At 30.0% G+C, this 16816-nt stretch carries 18 protein-coding genes and 1 other RNA gene; 10 read left to right on the top strand and 9 right to left on the bottom strand.

What is annotated here, in order from left to right:
- Positions 1-6 precede the first annotated feature (6 nt).
- Together FDK22_RS05950 and FDK22_RS05945 are read left to right on the top strand one after the other, a co-directional pair.
- Entirely contained in the window at positions 7-1215 is a 1209-nt protein-coding gene (locus FDK22_RS05950; RefSeq protein WP_138151994.1) for an LL-diaminopimelate aminotransferase, read from the top strand.
- Positions 1216-1224: 9 nt separating this feature from the next.
- On the top strand, positions 1225-2484 hold the full coding sequence (locus FDK22_RS05945; protein WP_138151993.1) for a homoserine dehydrogenase: 1260 nt from the start codon (positions 1225-1227) through the stop codon (positions 2482-2484).
- A gap of 160 nt (positions 2485-2644) precedes the next feature.
- Here the strand turns inward: FDK22_RS05945 and ffs are convergent.
- Positions 2645-2741, bottom strand: an RNA gene (ffs, locus tag FDK22_RS15985) — signal recognition particle sRNA small type.
- A 153-nt stretch (positions 2742-2894) separates the two neighbouring features.
- Here ffs and FDK22_RS05940 point away from each other — a divergent pair.
- Together FDK22_RS05940 and FDK22_RS05935 are read left to right on the top strand one after the other, a co-directional pair.
- Positions 2895-3797: a DMT family transporter gene (locus FDK22_RS05940; RefSeq protein WP_228711639.1), complete on the top strand. Its 903-nt coding sequence runs from the start codon at positions 2895-2897 to the stop codon at positions 3795-3797.
- The gene (locus FDK22_RS05935; RefSeq protein WP_138151992.1) at positions 3794-4213 is read left to right on the top strand and encodes a YqaA family protein; all 420 of its coding nucleotides are present in this window, start codon (positions 3794-3796) and stop codon (positions 4211-4213) included. The genes FDK22_RS05940 and FDK22_RS05935 overlap by 4 nt, the downstream gene beginning before the upstream one ends.
- A gap of 23 nt (positions 4214-4236) precedes the next feature.
- Here FDK22_RS05935 and FDK22_RS05930 read toward each other — a convergent pair whose 3' ends face one another.
- Genes FDK22_RS05930 through FDK22_RS05915 form a run of 4 tightly spaced genes read right to left on the bottom strand, consistent with a single transcriptional unit; the run spans position 4237 to position 7180 of the window.
- Positions 4237-4623 carry a 4Fe-4S dicluster domain-containing protein gene (locus tag FDK22_RS05930; protein ID WP_138151991.1) on the bottom strand — a complete coding sequence of 129 codons (387 nt, stop codon included), beginning with the start codon at positions 4621-4623 and terminating at the stop codon, positions 4237-4239.
- A gap of 44 nt (positions 4624-4667) precedes the next feature.
- Positions 4668-5132, bottom strand: a complete 465-nt coding sequence (locus FDK22_RS05925) for a GNAT family N-acetyltransferase (RefSeq protein WP_171012927.1) — start codon at positions 5130-5132, stop codon at positions 4668-4670.
- Positions 5116-6363 carry an ATP-dependent Clp protease ATP-binding subunit ClpX gene (clpX, locus tag FDK22_RS05920; RefSeq protein ID WP_138151989.1) on the bottom strand — a complete coding sequence of 416 codons (1248 nt, stop codon included), beginning with the start codon at positions 6361-6363 and terminating at the stop codon, positions 5116-5118. Before clpX ends, FDK22_RS05925 begins: the two co-directional genes overlap by 17 nt.
- Complete coding sequence (locus FDK22_RS05915) at positions 6356-7180, bottom strand: SIR2 family protein (protein WP_138151988.1); 825 nt, start codon at positions 7178-7180, stop codon at positions 6356-6358. The genes clpX and FDK22_RS05915 overlap by 8 nt, the downstream gene beginning before the upstream one ends.
- Before the next feature lie 114 nt (positions 7181-7294).
- Between FDK22_RS05915 and FDK22_RS05910 the strand changes: the two genes are divergently transcribed.
- Both FDK22_RS05910 and FDK22_RS05905 read left to right on the top strand, forming a co-directional pair.
- On the top strand, positions 7295-8155 hold the full coding sequence (locus tag FDK22_RS05910) for a sulfurtransferase (RefSeq protein WP_138151987.1): 861 nt from the start codon (positions 7295-7297) through the stop codon (positions 8153-8155).
- Positions 8156-8160: 5 nt separating this feature from the next.
- Positions 8161-10149, top strand: a complete 1989-nt coding sequence (locus tag FDK22_RS05905) for an EAL domain-containing protein (RefSeq protein WP_138151986.1) — start codon at positions 8161-8163, stop codon at positions 10147-10149.
- A gap of 14 nt (positions 10150-10163) precedes the next feature.
- On the opposite strand, the gene FDK22_RS05900 is transcribed toward FDK22_RS05905, so the two are convergent.
- Positions 10164-10790: a carboxymuconolactone decarboxylase family protein gene (locus tag FDK22_RS05900; protein ID WP_212744985.1), complete on the bottom strand. Its 627-nt coding sequence runs from the start codon at positions 10788-10790 to the stop codon at positions 10164-10166.
- Between the two features lie 94 nt (positions 10791-10884).
- The gene (locus FDK22_RS05895; protein WP_138151984.1) at positions 10885-11382 is read right to left on the bottom strand and encodes a (R)-mandelonitrile lyase; all 498 of its coding nucleotides are present in this window, start codon (positions 11380-11382) and stop codon (positions 10885-10887) included.
- 243 nt (positions 11383-11625) lie between these two features.
- On the opposite strand from FDK22_RS05895, the gene FDK22_RS05890 reads away from it, so the two are divergent.
- Positions 11626-12543: an AraC family transcriptional regulator gene (locus FDK22_RS05890; RefSeq protein WP_138151983.1), complete on the top strand. Its 918-nt coding sequence runs from the start codon at positions 11626-11628 to the stop codon at positions 12541-12543.
- Here the strand turns inward: FDK22_RS05890 and FDK22_RS05885 are convergent, their stop codons facing one another.
- Together FDK22_RS05885 and FDK22_RS05880 are read right to left on the bottom strand one after the other, a co-directional pair.
- Positions 12544-13539 (bottom strand): LLM class flavin-dependent oxidoreductase, encoded by a 996-nt coding sequence (locus tag FDK22_RS05885; RefSeq protein ID WP_138151982.1) that lies wholly within the window; start codon positions 13537-13539, stop codon positions 12544-12546.
- A 116-nt stretch (positions 13540-13655) separates the two neighbouring features.
- Positions 13656-14093 (bottom strand): MarR family winged helix-turn-helix transcriptional regulator, encoded by a 438-nt coding sequence (locus FDK22_RS05880; protein ID WP_138151981.1) that lies wholly within the window; start codon positions 14091-14093, stop codon positions 13656-13658.
- Between the two features lie 100 nt (positions 14094-14193).
- Between FDK22_RS05880 and FDK22_RS05875 the strand changes: the two genes are divergently transcribed.
- The 3 genes from FDK22_RS05875 (at position 14194) to FDK22_RS05865 (ending at position 16808) form a co-directional block, all read left to right on the top strand.
- Complete coding sequence (locus tag FDK22_RS05875; RefSeq protein WP_138151980.1) at positions 14194-14940, top strand: SDR family oxidoreductase; 747 nt, start codon at positions 14194-14196, stop codon at positions 14938-14940.
- Between the two features lie 116 nt (positions 14941-15056).
- Positions 15057-16265: an MFS transporter gene (locus tag FDK22_RS05870; protein WP_138151979.1), complete on the top strand. Its 1209-nt coding sequence runs from the start codon at positions 15057-15059 to the stop codon at positions 16263-16265.
- A gap of 102 nt (positions 16266-16367) precedes the next feature.
- The gene (locus FDK22_RS05865) at positions 16368-16808 is read left to right on the top strand and encodes a cyclophilin-like fold protein (RefSeq protein ID WP_212744984.1); all 441 of its coding nucleotides are present in this window, start codon (positions 16368-16370) and stop codon (positions 16806-16808) included.
- The last annotated feature ends 8 nt before the right edge of the window (positions 16809-16816 follow it).

Raw genomic sequence — 16816 nt, 5'->3', positions numbered from 1 at the left:
AAATTAATGTTTCCAGAAATTGAATTTGAGCGAATGAAAAGACTTCCAAACTATGTGTTTGCAGAAGTTAATAATATAAAAATGGAAGCAAGAAGAGCCGGTGAAGATATCATTGACTTTTCAATGGGGAACCCAGATGGTCCAGCACCACAACATATCACAGATAAACTAAAAGAGACTGCTGATAAACCAAAAAATCATGGGTATAGTGCAAGTGCGGGGATTTATAAATTAAGACTTGCTATTTGTAATTGGTATAAAAGAAAATATGGAGTTGAAGGATTAGATCCAAATAAACACGCAGTTGCAACAATGGGGAGTAAAGAGGGATATGTACACCTTGTTCAAGCAATTGTAAATGTTGGAGATGTGGCTGTTGTTCCAGACCCAACTTATCCAATCCACTCATATGCATTTATGCTAGCAGGTGCTGGAATTCATAACTTTGAATTACCATTTGGGGATGATTTTAGAGTTGATGAAGATTTATTCTTCGAAAGATTAAATAAAACATTAAAAGAATCAATTCCAAAAGTAAAATATGTTTTAGTTAACTTCCCACACAATCCAAGTTGTGCAACAGTTACTGAAGGTTTTTACCAAAGATTAGTTGATTTAGCAAAACAAGAAAGATTTTACGTTATCTCTGATATTGCTTATGCAGATATCACTTTTGATGGATATAAAACACCATCTATTTTCCAAGCTGAGGGTGCACTTGATGTAGCTGTTGAATCATTTACTTTATCTAAGTCATACAATATGGCAGGATGGAGAGTTGGTTTTATGGTTGGAAATGAAAAACTAATTGGTGCATTAAAAAGAATCAAATCATGGCTTGATTATGGTATGTTTACACCAATTCAAGTTGCAGCTACTGTTGCACTTGATGGACCACAAGAATGTGTTGAAGAACATATTGAAAAATATAGAAAAAGAAGAGATATTATGCTTGAAGCATTTGCTGATGCAGGTTGGGAAATGAATTGTCCTAATGCTTCTATGTTTATTTGGGCAAAAATCCCAGAAAAAGCACAACATCTTGGAAGTATGGAGTTTTCTAAGCAACTTCTAACTGAAGCAAAAGTTGCAGTAAGTCCAGGTATTGGATTTGGTCATTATGGTGACCAGTATGTAAGAATTGCCCTAATTGAAAATGAAAAAAGAATTAGACAAGCAGCGAAAAACATAAAAAGATATTTAAGTAGTTTATAGGATAAATATATGAAAGTAGGAATTATTGGAGTTGGTACTGTTGGAGCATCTGTTGCTAATATTTTAAGAGACAATAAAGATATTATTACAGAAAGATCAGGGTGTGAGATAGAACCAGCAATTGGTGTAGTAAGTAACCTAAACAAAAAAAGAGATGTAACAATTGAGTTAACTGATGATATTGATGCAGTTTTAAATGACGATTCAATTGATATTATTGTTGAACTTATGGGTGGAATTGAAAAACCATACGAAATTGTTAAAAAAGCTTTAGTAAAAGGTAAAGCAGTTGTTACTGCTAATAAAGCTTTATTGGCTTATCATAGATATGAACTTCAAGATTTAGCAGGGGACACTCCTTTTGAATATGAAGCAGCAGTAGCAGGTGGTATTCCAATTATTAATGCACTAAGAGATGGATTAACTGCTAACCATATCCAATCAATTAGAGGTATCATGAATGGTACTTGTAATTATATGCTTACAAAAATGATTAATGAAGGTGTTGATTATGACACAATTCTAAGTGAATCACAAGAGTTAGGTTATGCAGAAGCTGATCCAACATTTGATGTTGGTGGATTTGATGCTGCTCATAAGTTACTAATTCTTGGTTCTATTGCCTATGATATTGACGCAAAACCTGAAGATATTTTAATCGAAGGTATTCAAGATATCGCTCCTGAGGATATTGATTTTGCAAATGAGTTCAACTACACAATCAAGCTTTTAACAATTGCTAAAAAGATTGACAAAAAAGTTGAACTTAGAGTTCATCCTGCTTTTATATCAAAAGATGAAATGATTGCAAAAGTTGATGGAGTTATGAATGGAGTTTCTGTAATTGGTGATAAAGTTGGAGAAACTATGTATTATGGAGCTGGGGCTGGTGGTGATGCTACAGCTTCTGCTGTTATTGCAAATATCGTTGATATTGCAAGACGTGGTAAAGGTTCTCCAATGTTAGGATTTGAACTTGATAACTCTGAAGATTTAACTTTAATGTCAAAAGATGAGATTCAAACTAAATATTATCTAAGATTTAGAGTTGAAGATAAAGCTGGCGTTTTAGCTAAAATTGCAACTATCTTAGGTGAGCAAAATATCTCTATTGAAAAGATGATTCAAAAGCCACTTAATAAAACTTGCGCAAACCTTTTATTAGCAACTCATACATCACTAGAAAAAGATGTAGTTGATGCTTTAAAAAAGATAGAACAAGCTGGTGCTGTTACAGCAAAACCAGTTATGATTAGAATAGAAGACTAACAAAACATAAGACTCAAGTAGCTCTTGGGTCTTAATTCTTCCTTGAAATACCAAATTTATATAATTTAGAAAAAATATTTAAATATTAAAAAAATGTTTTGATAATCTTTTGATTATGATGTTTGAATAATTTTTGAGTAAGTAAGAGTGCTGTTAGCACTCTTCTCCAGGTACCCAAACACACCATAGAAAGAGGTGCCTTGCTATGTTCCCATCCTGGGGCGTTGTCTCTTAAAACGATTGTAAGGGGCTAAAGAAGAGCATCAAAAGTACCTGTGTACTCTTTGTGCTCTGCTTTTAAAGGAATGAATTATACTAAATCTTTCCTTAAAATAGTTTAAAATGATTTATTGACATTATTTTTTAAAAGAGTATAATCCTCCCTTAATTTCAAAAAAGAAGTAAATAAATTGTCTAAAAATTTTAATCTAATCGGTTTCCTTTCATTGGTTTTTGCAATGTTTATTTGGGCTAGTTCCTTTATCGCTTTAAAATCTGCTATGCAAGATTTAGGTGAGTACACAGTTATTTTTATAAGAATGGTTACAGCCTCATTATGTTTTTTATATTTTATAAAAGATTTTTTAAAATACGATTTTACAAAAAGTGATATAAAATATATTTTTCTTTTAGCTTTATTTGAACCTTGTTTTTATTTTATCTTTGAGGCAAAAGCTTTAATATATACCTCAGCATCACAAGCTGGAATGATTACATCACTTATGCCAATTATTACAGCTATGGCTGCAGGTTTTTTCCTAAAAGAGATTATCACAAGAAAACTAATTTTTGGTTCTTTAATTGCAATGTTTGGAGCTGTTTGGTTAAGTGTTCAAGCTACTACATCATACAGTGCTCCAAATCCTATGTTAGGTAATTTTCTAGAATTTTGTGCCATGATTTGTGCAGCAGGGTATACAATTGTAGCTAGATATTTAAGTAATAAATACTCAGCTTTATTTATAACAGCAATTCAAGTTTTTATTGGTGCAGTTTTCTTTTTCCCTTTCTTTATTTATGAGATTAGTACTTCAAGTATGCAATTTACTATTGAAGCCTTATCTTGGTCAGTTTATTTAGGGATAGTTGTTACCTTAGGTGGTTATGGTTTGTATAACTTTGCATTAACCAAAATAGAAGCATCAAAGGCTGCTGTTTTTGTATATTTAATCCCAATATTTACAGTTTTTTTAGCTTATATGTTTTTAGGGGAAAAACTTTCCTCAAAAGAGTTAATAGCTAGTGCATTGATTTTAATAGGGGTATTTATCTCTCAATTAAAAGTTAAAAGATTTAGAAAAGTAAAAGCTTGATTTACCTTAGTTTATTTTTTGTAGCCCTAATCTCAGCAACACTATTTCCCATGGGAAGTGAAGCCTTACTAATATATGATATAACCCAAGGTCATAATATTTATCTTTTACTATTATTTGCAAGTTTAGGGAATATTCTTGGCTCATTAATCAATTATATTTTAGGATTAAAAGGGGAAGAGTATTTAGAAAAAAAAGGCTACTTAAAAAAAGAAAAAATTGAAAAGTATAATAAATATTTTAAAAAATATGGAGCAGTTACCCTCTTATTTTCATGGTTACCCATAGTTGGAGACCCTATAACTTTTGTGGCTGGAGTTTTAAAATATAATTGGAAGTATTTTTTAGTCTTAGTTTCAATTGCAAAGTTTTCTAGATATCTATTTTTAGCCCTTGCAGTAAATTATAATTTGTAAGAGCAATTGCTCTTACAAAAACATTAAAACTCTTGAACGTTAGCTTCTGCTTCTCTTTCACTCATTGCAATATCAGCAATAAATTTTTGCTCTTTTACTTCTGGAAGCATTAAACCTTTTTTCTTATGTTCTCTAATTTTGTAAATACCTTCTTCATTTCTTGAAGCATAATACTCATTGAACTCTGTTGTATATGGCATATCCCATACGATAGCACCTTCTGTTGGACATGCTTCTGCACATCTTGGAGCATCTGCGTGATCTACACATTCAACACATGACTCTGGTTTTACATAAAAATAATCATCATAAGGATTCTTTTCATGTCCTTCTTCTAATATTGCTGCTACTGGACACTCAGGAGCACAAGCCTCACATGCAATACATTCTTCAGTAATTCTAACTGCCATTTTCTATCCTTCGCTATAAAATTCTAAAAAGATAGATGCAATTTTTATTCCTTTAGATGATTGTACCAAGCTGCAAGATTACTTTTTTTAAATGATTTATTTGTGTAAAACTCTTTTGCCACATCGTTATCTTCATCACAAACAAGTTGAAGTCTTTTCATGTGATGTTTTTTTGCATACTCTTTTAAATAGTTAAAAAGATGTGTTCCCACCCCTAAATCTCTAAAATCATCTTTTACAATAAAATCTTCAATCAAGCCAGTTTTAGAGCCTGTTGCAGTTGAAATAATAGTTTGAATGGTAACCATTGCAATAACTTCATTTTCAAATCTTGCTACTACAATTCTTGAATTGTTATTTGAGATTAAAAGTTTTAATCCCTCTTCATGTTTAGACTTATCAAAGGTAAAATCTTTTTCTATTGTAAAAAGCTCTTTTAATAAAGGGATGAGATAAGGGATATCTTCAATATCCCCCTTTGATATATCTAGATTATTTTTTAATATCACTGTATTGTACTTCTTTTGAAGGTTCTTTATCAGAAGCTTTTTTATACTCTAAATTTACTTCCTCTTCACCTTGTATATACTCTTTTGTAATAACACATGATGCAAGATTTTCCTCTGATGGTATTGTATATTGTAAAGGTAACATATATTTTTCAATAATACCTCTAAGACCTCTAGCTCCGACATCTTTTTCAATTGCTATTTGTGCAATATCTTCTAAAGCCTCATCAGTAAACTTTAAATCAACACCATCAAGCTCAAACAAAATCTCGTACTGTTTTGTAATAGCATTTTTAGGCTCTTTTAAAATTCTAATCATATCTTCATGGGTAAGTTTATCAAGTTCAGCAATAACTGGGATTCTTCCCATAAATTCTGGAATAAGTCCAAAGTTAATAAGCTCTTTTGGCTCAATCTCTTTTTTCTCTTCCTCTTTTTCTTTTCCATTAACAAATCCCATTACGGAAGATTTTTCTTTTGTCTTATCTTTTCTTAATCCAACAAAGGCCCCACCACAAATAAATAATACATGAGTTGTATCAAAAAGAACAGTTTCAGCAGTTGAATTTTTTCTACTACCTTTTACAGGAACATAAACCTCAGCCCCTTCAAGTATTTTAAGAAGTCCTTGCTGAACACCCTCACCTGAAACATCTCTACCACTTGTGGCACTTTCACTTTTATTGGCAATTTTATCAATCTCATCGATATAAACAATACCTCTTTTTGCTTTTTCAAGGTCAAAATCAGCTGCGGCAAGAAGTCTTGATAAAATAGATTCTACATCTTCACCCACATAACCAGCTTCTGTTAAGGCTGTAGCATCAGCAACTGCAAAAGGAACATCCATAATTCTTGCAAGTGATTTAGCAAGTAGTGTTTTACCAGAACCAGTTGGTCCAACTAACATAATATTTGATTTTTCAATCTCTACATTTTTGATTATAGGTTTATCAATTCTTTTGTAGTGGTTATAGAGTGCAACTGCAAGAACTTTTTTTGCTTCATTTTGTCCAATTACATAATCATCTAAATGCTCTTTGATTTTCATTGGAACACTAAGCCCCTTTTGAAACTCTTTTTTTGCACTTTGCATCATCTCTTTATCTAAAACAGTTGAGCACATTGTGATACACTCATCACAAATATGAGAGGTTTCACTACTAAATATTTTTTTTACTTCTTTAATCTGCTTTCCACAGAAGTCACAGGAATTTGTAGTATTAGGCATAATTTTCTATAAATTCATTAACGCTCAATTTTAGATTTTCTAAATTATGAGTTTTAATAAATTTATCCTCTTTTTTTGTCAATTCTTCTTTATTTAAAAGTGTAATTCCACCCTTTAGTCCAATTGTTATTTCATTTGCTACCATTCTAAAAGTATCCCTTGAGAAATCAACTCCCATAAAAAGATACTCTTTATCTGCTCTAAACTCTTTTAGTTGGGGAGGTAAAGCGTAACCACCCATAGCTTCAGTTAGCCAATCAACAAAATCTGCATCAGAAACAATAAAGTTCATTTGAGGTTTTGTTGACCCCATAGGTTTAAATAGAATTGGCAAATCTAAAGTTAAACCCTCTTTTTCAATTTGTGCATACTCTTTTTTTTCTAAATCATATTTATATATAATAAATCTATCATAATCAGCTGTGATTCTTGAAATACCCGTTATTAAAAAATGCTCAACATCATCATAAACTTTTTGTAAAGAATCATCCATATTTGTATCAACAACATATTTAGGTTTGATTTGTGAGAGCCATTTATAAGTAGGAGGTAAATCATATTCTTTTGAAGAGAAGATATGATTTGTCATTTGAACAATAAACTCTCTTCCTTTTCTTTGTTCTAAACTCATAGCAGCTCGGCTATATTCATACATTAATCTTGGACTCATCGCCCTTCCATTATTTAAAGCTAAAATCATAGAATCACTATCATATGGTATCTGACTACCATCTTTTGCAACTGTATTTTCAAAGACACCCATTCCTAAAAAAGGAACTAATGAACCATCTTTTAATTTTTCTACTATATTTTCCATTTAATATCCTATAGTAATATTTATCTACTTACATGCAAAAACTGTTCCAGTAGTACTAAACAAAAAGTTATTTATTTCTATGTTATAATCTGTCTTAATTTAAAAGGAGTGTTTATGTTAAGATTATTTTTAGTTTCATTGACTTTATTTTTTATAACTTCAAACTTATTTGCAGATAAATTAAGTATTGAATTAGAAGATTTATCAAAAGTTATTTCCTCTTCAAAAGTGATTGATGCAAGGAGTAGTGATTTATTTTTAAAGGGTCATTTAAAAGATTCTGTAAATTTACCAGCAACTATTACATATGAAAATAAATCAAAAAATGGGAAAATAACAACTCCAACAAAAATGCAAGAGATTATCCAAAATTTAGGTATTAATGTCAATGATTCTATTTTGATTTATGATGATGGGACTTTTTTTGATGCTTCAAGGGTATTTTGGTCATTAGAAGTTTATGGTTTTGAAAACGTGAAACTTATAAATGCAGGATTTAATGAATTGAAGAAAAATAGTTTTGAAATATCTAAAAACCCAACAAAAGTAAAAAAAAGTGATTATATTGTTTCTATAAACAACAAAAGATTAGCCACTAAATTTTCAACACAAATTGCCACAAAAAATGATTCTCAAATTATAATTGATGCAAGACCCGAAGAATCATATGTAGGGAAAAAGTCTGTTGCAAAAAGATTTGGACATATCCCAAAAGCTATAAATATTCCTGCAGGACACAATATAAATGATAAGGGTGAAAATCTAAAATTAAAAACTCTAGATGAGTTAAAAGAGGTTTATAAAAGCTTAGATAAAAACAAAAAAATAGTGATATATTGTAAAATTGGACGAATCGCTTCAACAAACTATTTTGCCCTAAGAGAATTAGGTTTTGATGTAGCAAATTACGATGCTTCTTGGAAAGAGTGGGGAAATGATTTTAGTCTTCCTGTGGTAAATTTATCAGAAAATTAAAAATAATGTGGAATAAGTTTAGTATAAAAATTCAATTAATAATCATCATCTCTTTAGTTGTTGTTGCCGTTGAAGTTGCAACAATGTTTTTTGTATTAAAAATTCAAAAAGAAGAGAATAATAAAAATGCAATAATTGAAGCAAAAGCGATTACAAAATCTTTAAATAATGACTTTGTAAAATATATTTTAAACCCTAGTGCAGATTTGCTTTCTGATATTAGTTTTAGACTAAAAGCTTTTCAAAATATAAAATCTATGTTGGTATTTGATGAAGCAAACAATGCAATTTATAAATATGGAACTATTGACAAAGAGAGTACAAAAAAATATTTAAAAGATTCAAATACTTTTTTTACCCAAGATTCATTATATATAAAAAACAATTTAGTAGTTGATAATTACAATTTTGGATATACCATTTTAGATGTTGATTTAACAAGCTTTAAAATGAGACAAGAACAAATAACAAATACTATTCTGGTAATATTTCCCTTTGCCCTAATTTTTGGAAGTTTCTTAGCTATATTTTTTAGTAAATCCTATACCAAACCATTTTTAAATCTTTTAGAAGCTATGAAAAAAAGTGACCCAACTAAAGATAATATTAAATATATAAAAACAAATGCTAGCAATGAAATAAAAGATATATTTCAAGGTTTTAATACTCAAATGGAACAAATCTCATGTGCTTCTAAAAAACTACAATTTCAAGCAAATCACGACCAATTAACAGGTATTTATAATAGGTTTTATATGGATAAAACCATAGAAGAAACTTTAAAAGATGCTAATAATACAAAAGGAAATAATGCTTTTTTGATTGATTTAGACCAATTTAAATTGATAAATGATTCTGTTGGTAATGAAGCAGGTGATAATTTACTTAAAATGCTTGTAAATCATTATAAACAAATACTTCCTAAAGATGCACTTTTTGGAAGAATCGATGGAGATAGTTTTTCAGTTTTATTAAAAAATAGTTCCAAAGAGTTTGGGAAACAGTTTTTACAAAAAAGTCTTGAAGCATTAAGCGATTTTAGATTTTCCCATAATAATGAAACCCATAGTGTTAGTGCAAGTATTGCCTTAGTTCATTTTAAAGCCTTTGAATTTACATTAAATGAATTATTAAAAGCAGTAACAGTTTCCCTTTACACAGCTAAACAAAAAGGGAGAAATAAATCCCATATCTATGATAAAAGTGACGAAAAAACAAAACAAGTTTCAATAGAGATTGATACGGCAAAAAGGATAAAAGAGGCTTTAGGTAATGGTCCAGCAAGATTTGAACTTTTTGCACAAGATATTGTTCCCTTACAATATGAAAGTGATAAAATAGGCTATGAGATACTTATTCGTATGTGGGATAAAGATAATAATTTCATATCTCCTGATAAGTTTTTAGGTGCTGCTGAAAGATACCAACTTATGAGTGCCATTGATTCATATGTGCTTTGGACATACCTTGAAACAGTTACTAAAAATAAAAAACATATTAATAAACTTCATAGTGCGCACATAAACTTAGCAGGTTCAAGTTTAAATAATCCAGACTTCCAAGCAAAGGTAAAAGAGGCAATTGAATATTTTGACTTTCCATGGGAGAAATTAGAATTAGAGATTACAGAGAGTTCTGCTATTGGAAGTTTTAATATGGCAAATGAATTTATTTCATATTTAAAATCAAAAAAAATAGGACTAGCTTTAGATGACTTTGGTACAGGTATGGCTTCCTTTGAATATCTAAAAAGTATGCCTTTTGATGTTGTTAAAATTGATGGAAGTTTTGTAAAAGATATGCATAATGACCCAACTGATAAAGCTGTCATAAAATATATTCAAGAAATAGCAAGTTTAAAAAATCAAGAAACAGTTGCAGAATATGTTGAAACAAAAGAAGATGTTGAAGAGTTAAGAAAAATTGGTGTAACTTATGGACAAGGTTATTATCTTGGAAAACCAAGAGCTTTAAGCTCATGGTTAGAAGAGTAAAAATTAGAAAAAAACTAGTTTAGTACTTTTTCTAAAGTTTCACTTGATAGTTTTGCTTGTTTACTATCAACTTTTGTATCTATAACTTTAATAAAATCTTTTAATTGTTCTTTTGTAAGTCCAGTATTCATTGAGGCTTTAAAATGAAAATTTAATTGTCCTTGAGTACCTGTTAAAGAAGCTAGTGCAGATATTGTTACAAGTTCTCTAGTTTTATGATCAAGTACATCTCTAACAAAAATGTCACCGAATAAATGCCCTAATAGATATTCATCAATTACAGGAGAAAATACTTGGTAAGGGGCACCTGTATAATCCTCTTTTGATCCAGCAAGTTTTGCTCTAATTTTTTTACCATATTCAATTGAATCATACCCTTCAGGTTTTGGACTTGCCTTTTTACCTTCAATATCTTCTTTACCAGTTTTTTTTCTGTTTTCAACTACTTTCATAAATAGATTTTGGGCATTTAAACTTCTAGGAAAACCTACGTAAGCATACAAATGAGCAAATATCTCTTTTATTTCATTTATTGTTAACCCAGAGTCTAATCCTTCATTTAATGCATTTTCTAATCTATCAAGTTCACCAGTTGCAGTAAATGCTGATATTGTAATAATATTTTGTTGTTCATCTAACATCTTTATATCCTTATTTGCAAATAATGAGTTTGTAAAAAACAAGCTCAAAAATAGTGAAAAAGTAAGTATTTTTTTATACATATGTTACTCCTTATTAGTGACTATGGTATTGTTCATCAGTTACAGGTTCAAGCCATTCTACATTTTTTCCTGTTTCTTCAACGGCACCCGTAATTACTAAGTGAGTCATAGCGATATCTTTTGATGCTCCATGCCAGTGTTTTACACCAATTGGACACCATACTACATCACCCTCTTTTACAATCTCTTTTTTACCATCCCAAGTTTGTGTATAACCAACACCTTTTGTTACGATAATATGTTGTCCTGCTGGATGTGTATGCCAATTAGATCTAGCACCTGGTTCAAAAGTTACATATGCTCCTGAGTGAGTTTTTGCATTTCCCTTTGGATAAACCGGATCAATTCTAACCTCTCCACCAGAAAAGTATTTTTTAAAATCTGTTTTACTTACAACAATTGATTTCCTATCTTCAAGTTTTGTAATAACTTGAGTATTTTTAGTTTCACTTCCTTGTATTTGAGAAACCAAGATTGCAGTTAATACACTAATTAATCCAATTTTTTTCATAATAATCCTTTTTCATAATATTTTTAAATTAAAAAACACCTAATAAATATTAAAGCTTCTCAAAAAATTATAATATAGGCATTTCTTTTTTTGGTAGAACAATATTGCAAAATCATTGTCAAATACTACAAATAGAAAATTATTCTTATATTTGGAGTATTGTGCAATAATAAAGTAGTTTTTTTATATCGAGAAAGGAAAAACTACTGTATAATTTTTTTCATAAAAATTAAGAGGTTAAAGATGAAAGATTTTATTGAAAGAAGTAGAAAAGAACTTCTAAGTGTCCTAGAAAACAAGTATTCTTTAGATTTAGAAGGCAGTTTACAAACACAAATCCCTGCACTAGATTTTTATTTTGCTCAAGATGAAACACAGTTTAATACAACTGCATATGAACCCTCACTTTGTATTATCTTGCAAGGGAGCAAAGCGATTGATTTTGGGAAAGAGCCTTTGGGTTATGATACTCAAAAATATCTTTTATCAGCATCCAACCTTTTTGCTAAAGTAAAAATAGAAAATGCAACTAAAGAAACCCCCTATGTATCGTTAAGAATTAGATTTTCCCTTGAAGAGATTTATGAAGTATTAAAAAACCTTGATACAAGTAGATTTAATTTATCAAGAAAAACTGAAAAAGGTTTATTCTTTGATGATTTAAATGAAAGAATTTATGACCCTGTTGTAAGACTAGTTAAACTTCTTGAAAAATCAGATGAAGAGATTAATTTTCTTTCTCCCATGATTATAAAAGAGATTCTTTTTATTCTTATAAAAGATGAAAGTGGATACTTCTTAAATAAATTTGCGATGGAGGGAACAATATCTAATAAAATTGTAAAAGTGATTTCCAAAATAAAAGAGAATTTTAATGAAAAACTAAATGTTAAAGAGTTGGCAAGATTTATTGATATGAGTGAATCCTCTTTATATGATAATTTTAAAACAATTACATCGATGACTCCTATTCAATTTCAAAAAAAGATTAGACTTGAAGAAGCTAAATTAATGCTTTTAAATCAAAATATTGAAGCTTCACAAGTAGCCTTTGAGGTTGGATATGAAAGCCCTTCTCAATTTAGTAGAGAATATTCAAGAATGTTTGGGATGTCTCCTAAAGCTCATGCACAGTATTTAAGGGAACAATCAATAGCATAATTATAATCCCCAAATTTTTGAAATAAGTTCGTAAGAGTGAATTCTTTTATTTGGGTCATGAATCCATGAATTTATCATAATCTCATTGGCCCCTGTTCTTTCAATTAAAGACTCAAGTTTTTCTTTTATATATTCAGGTGTTCCCCAAATAGATTCTCTTAATTTTTTTAGAATTCCCTCTTTCTCCCAATCTTTCCATAAACTATCCATATTATTTGTTGGTTTTGCAACTAACCTATTTTCGCCTCTGTACATATACAAAAATTTCTGTAATTCAGTTGTTGCTAAATACTCAGCTTCCTCTTGTGTAGAAGCACAAATTGCATTTATACAAATGATTATATATGGCTCTTGTAATTGTTTTGATGCTTGAAAATTTTCTTTATATTCTTTAATTGCATCTTCCATTAAATCAGGTGCAAAATGTGAAGCAAAGGCAAAGGGTAAACCTTTTTGTGCCGCTAGTTTAGCACTAAAAGTACTAGAACCTAAAAGCCAGATAGGAATTTCAAGGCCATATCCAGGAACTGCTTTTATAGCTTTTGGACCACCTTCATTTGATAAATAGTATTGTAGATGATTTAACATAAGTGGAAAATCAGAGCCATCATTTTTATCTTTTCTTAAAGCCATTGCAGTTCTTTGGTCTGTCCCAGGAGCACGTCCAAGTCCTAAGTCAATTCTATTGGGATATAAAGATTCCAATGTTCCAAATTGTTCAGCAATAACTAAAGGTGCATGATTTGGTAACATGATCCCACCTGAACCAATTCTTATTTTTTTTGTATTTGCTCCTATATGACTTAATAAAACAGAAGTAGCTGCGCTTGCAATATTAATAAAATTGTGATGTTCTGCTATCCAATATCTTTCATATCCAAATTGTTCAACGGCTTGAGCAAGTTTTGTACTGTTTCTCATAGCATCGCTTATTGAAAAACCTTCTCCTATTGGGACTAAGTCTAAAACTGATAATGGGATATTTTTCATAGACATAATAATTTCCTCTATACTGGTTTTTAACTTTAAATCTTAACTATTCTTTCTTAAAGTATTCTTACTTTATTTTAGGTAAGTATTAAAGATATCTACTATACTAAAATAGTGAGATATTATGATTTTATAGAGTTGTGAACTTTTTGAAGAAGATTGAGTAATTGTTTATTTTCTTTTTCATCTAAATCTTCAACTAATGAATTGTTAACTTCTTTAGCACAAGATAAAACTTCTTCTGTTAGGTTTATCCCCTCTTCTGTTAATATGATTTTCTTTTTTCTTTTATCCTCAATTGAAGGTACCCTTTTTAAAAAACCTTTTGACTCCATTCTATTAATTAGTCTAGTAATACTTGCTTCATCTCCATAGGTATATTTTAGAAGTTCTTTCTGCGTTGAAACATTATTCTTATATAAATTAACAAGAATACTAAATTGTAAATGGGTTAAATTGTAAGGTTTTAGGCATGACTCCATCATCCTTTTTATTATCAATGTGATACTAGTAAAGTGATAACCAAATGATTCGTTTAATATAAATTCTTGTTTTTCCATAGGTGATTATATCATAGTTAAGATTAAATACTTGTCTTTAACAAGCTTTAAGTCTTTTCTTAATATACTTGTCAATAACAAGTAAATATAAAGGAACAATATGAATAAGAAAAATGTACTTATTACAGGTGGAGCAAGAGGTATCGGTGCTGCAGTTGCAAAAAAGTTTCAATCTAAAAACTATAGAGTTTTTATAAATTATGTAAACAGTACCGAAGTTGCTGAAGATTTAGCAAAAGAGATTAACTTTGAAGGAGGAGAAGCTCACACTATTCAAGCAGATGTGAGGGATGAATCTCAAATTAAAGCAATGTTTGAAAAAATAAAATCTGAGTTTGGTGGAGTTGATATTTTAGTATCAAATGCAAATATGAATTTCACTCCAAAACCATTTGTACTGAAAACTTGGGATGAGTTTTCACAAAAATTAAATGATGAAATGAGAGCAGCTTATTTATGTGCACAATATGCGGTTAACACTTCAATGATTGAAAAAAAATTTGGTAGATTAGTATTTATTTCAAGTACTCTTTCAGAAAGTCCACTTCCTAGTTTTATTGCCCATGGTAGTGCTAAAGGTGCAGTAGATTCATTTAACAAATATCTTGCACAAGAATTAGGAACAAATGGAATCACATCAAATGTTGTAGCTCCCGGATTAGTATTAACTGATGCAACAGCGCAGGCTCCTGATGAGTTTAAAGAGTTTATTAAATCAATTACACCATCTGGTAATATCTCTTTACCAAAAGATGTGGCAAATGCAGTTTATTTATTATGCCAAGACGAAAGTTCACAACTTACAGGAACATATTTACCTGTTTGTGGTGGAGCATATTTAGCCTAAATTTAATGTCATTCTTTATAAATTTAGAGAATCTGACAAGTTTATTGGAATATCTTTCTATTCATAAATATAATTCTTCTTTATAATCAAAACATAGATTATAAAAGGAATTATAAATGAATAAAAAAACTAAAATAGGCTTCTTTGCTGCAACATTTTCATTTTTAATGGTATTTGCAGCTTCTGCTACACCTATTCCTTTATATGATATTTATAGACAAGATGAAGGATTGACTTATAATGATTTAGCTTTAACTGCAGTTGTTTACTTCATAGGTGCAATTACAGCACTACTTATATTTGGTAGAATATCAAATTATTTAGGAAGAAAAATTGTTGCTTTTATAATTTTTGGCTTATCTGCAATTTCAATATCTTTATTGTTTGATATTAATAGTGCGACTCCATTAATTATCGCAAGATTACTTTTAGGACTTGCATGTGGTTTAGCATCAAGTTCACTTACCTCATATATTATTGATAATGGTTCATCTTTGCCCCAATGGTTACCTGCAGCAATTGTGAGTAATTCACCTATGGTTGGATTAACTATTGGAGCTTTATTTTCAGGTGCTTTTGTTCAATTTGCACCATATCCTAAAAGTTTATCATATATTGCTATATTAATAATTCTAGCAATTTGTACAATTTTAATTGCACTAAGCCCTGAGACAATTAAAAAAAAGCCTGGCTTAATAAAATCATTTAAACCAAGATTTTCTTTACCTCAAAAAAACAAAAAGCTTTTTTACATTGCAGCAGTTACCTTTGTATCGACATGGGCTATGGGAGCTTTTTATCAAGCTTTTGGGCCTTCAGTTGCTGTTGACCAGTTAAACACACATAGTACTTTAATGATTGGAATCATGTTTTCATCTTACCTTTTACCCAGTGCTATAGGAGGTCCAGTGACAGCAAAATTAACTCCTGCAAATGCACAAAGAATTGGAATGTTTTTTTTCACAATTGGAGTAATGGGCATTGTATTCTCATTGAAATATTCTAATATTTATGGCTTTTTATTAAGTAGTATGTTAGCAGGTGCCTCACAAGGGGCAGCATTAACAGGGAGTATTAGATCCCTTTTAAAAGATGTTACCATAGATCAAAGAGCAGGATTGTTATCTTTAATTTATGCTACATCATATGCTGGGGCTGCAATCCCTAGTTTTATAGCAGGGCAGTTATCCCACTATATGGATCTTTATCATGTATCATTGTTTTATGCAGTTTTAGCTGTTATTGCTTGCATTATAATTTTATTTTTTGCAAGAAATGAATCTACTGAAGATAATGAAGAGATTGAGTTTGTAGAGGTAAAATAAAATATTTAGAGAATTAGACAATCAATACGGATTATCTTTCTACTAATGATTTTGTATATGTTTTATAATATTAGTAGAACTTTTACAAAAGGAGTAAAAGAGATGAAAAGCTTAACAAAGAAATTAATTTCTATCATAAGTTTGGTGATTTTATCAATTTCACTAAATGCAAATGATTTAAAAAAGGATAAATTGATGAAAATTAGTGTTGAATCAAATGGGAATATTACAGTTTATGAGTTAAATAATTCACAAGCTTCAAAAGAGTTATTAGCTCAACTACCTTTAGATATAAAGGTTGAAAACTATAGCCATGATGAGAAAATCTTTTACCCACCAAATAAACTTTCAACTTCAAATACACCTCTAGCTAAAAATGCAGTAACAGGAACCCTTGCTTATTATGCACCTTGGGGTGATGTTGTTATGTTTTACAAAGACTTTGGAAGTGCAAGTGGACTATATGAATTAGGAAAAGTTGTTTCTGGAAAAGAGTATATAAACTCTATGTCAGGAACTATAGAAATTAAGTTAATAGATTAATAAGTAAG

Origin of the sequence: Arcobacter arenosus (genome assembly GCF_005771535.1) — a bacterium.
In the GTDB taxonomy this organism is placed as follows: Bacteria; Campylobacterota; Campylobacteria; order Campylobacterales; family Arcobacteraceae; genus Halarcobacter; species Halarcobacter arenosus.
The sequence above is the reverse complement of the archived record's forward strand: the minus strand, read 5'-3'. Positions and strand labels throughout refer to the sequence as shown.

Excerpts from the sequence above, each read along its gene's own strand:
- FDK22_RS05950 (WP_138151994.1), top strand. The coding sequence starts at position 7 with ATGTTTCCAGAAATTGAATTTGAGCGAATGAAAAGACTTCCAAACTAT.
- FDK22_RS05945 (WP_138151993.1), top strand. The coding sequence starts at position 1,225 with ATGAAAGTAGGAATTATTGGAGTTGGTACTGTTGGAGCATCTGTTGCT.
- FDK22_RS05930 (WP_138151991.1), bottom strand. The coding sequence starts at position 4,623 with ATGGCAGTTAGAATTACTGAAGAATGTATTGCATGTGAGGCTTGTGCT.
- clpX (WP_138151989.1), bottom strand. The coding sequence starts at position 6,363 with ATGCCTAATACTACAAATTCCTGTGACTTCTGTGGAAAGCAGATTAAA.
- FDK22_RS05915 (WP_138151988.1), bottom strand. The coding sequence starts at position 7,180 with ATGGAAAATATAGTAGAAAAATTAAAAGATGGTTCATTAGTTCCTTTT.
- FDK22_RS05910 (WP_138151987.1), top strand. The coding sequence starts at position 7,295 with ATGTTAAGATTATTTTTAGTTTCATTGACTTTATTTTTTATAACTTCA.
- FDK22_RS05905 (WP_138151986.1), top strand. The coding sequence starts at position 8,161 with ATGTGGAATAAGTTTAGTATAAAAATTCAATTAATAATCATCATCTCT.
- FDK22_RS05900 (WP_212744985.1), bottom strand. The coding sequence starts at position 10,790 with ATGTTAGATGAACAACAAAATATTATTACAATATCAGCATTTACTGCA.
- FDK22_RS05895 (WP_138151984.1), bottom strand. The coding sequence starts at position 11,382 with ATGAAAAAAATTGGATTAATTAGTGTATTAACTGCAATCTTGGTTTCT.
- FDK22_RS05890 (WP_138151983.1), top strand. The coding sequence starts at position 11,626 with ATGAAAGATTTTATTGAAAGAAGTAGAAAAGAACTTCTAAGTGTCCTA.
- FDK22_RS05885 (WP_138151982.1), bottom strand. The coding sequence starts at position 13,539 with ATGTCTATGAAAAATATCCCATTATCAGTTTTAGACTTAGTCCCAATA.
- FDK22_RS05880 (WP_138151981.1), bottom strand. The coding sequence starts at position 14,093 with ATGGAAAAACAAGAATTTATATTAAACGAATCATTTGGTTATCACTTT.
- FDK22_RS05875 (WP_138151980.1), top strand. The coding sequence starts at position 14,194 with ATGAATAAGAAAAATGTACTTATTACAGGTGGAGCAAGAGGTATCGGT.
- FDK22_RS05870 (WP_138151979.1), top strand. The coding sequence starts at position 15,057 with ATGAATAAAAAAACTAAAATAGGCTTCTTTGCTGCAACATTTTCATTT.
- FDK22_RS05865 (WP_212744984.1), top strand. The coding sequence starts at position 16,368 with ATGAAAAGCTTAACAAAGAAATTAATTTCTATCATAAGTTTGGTGATT.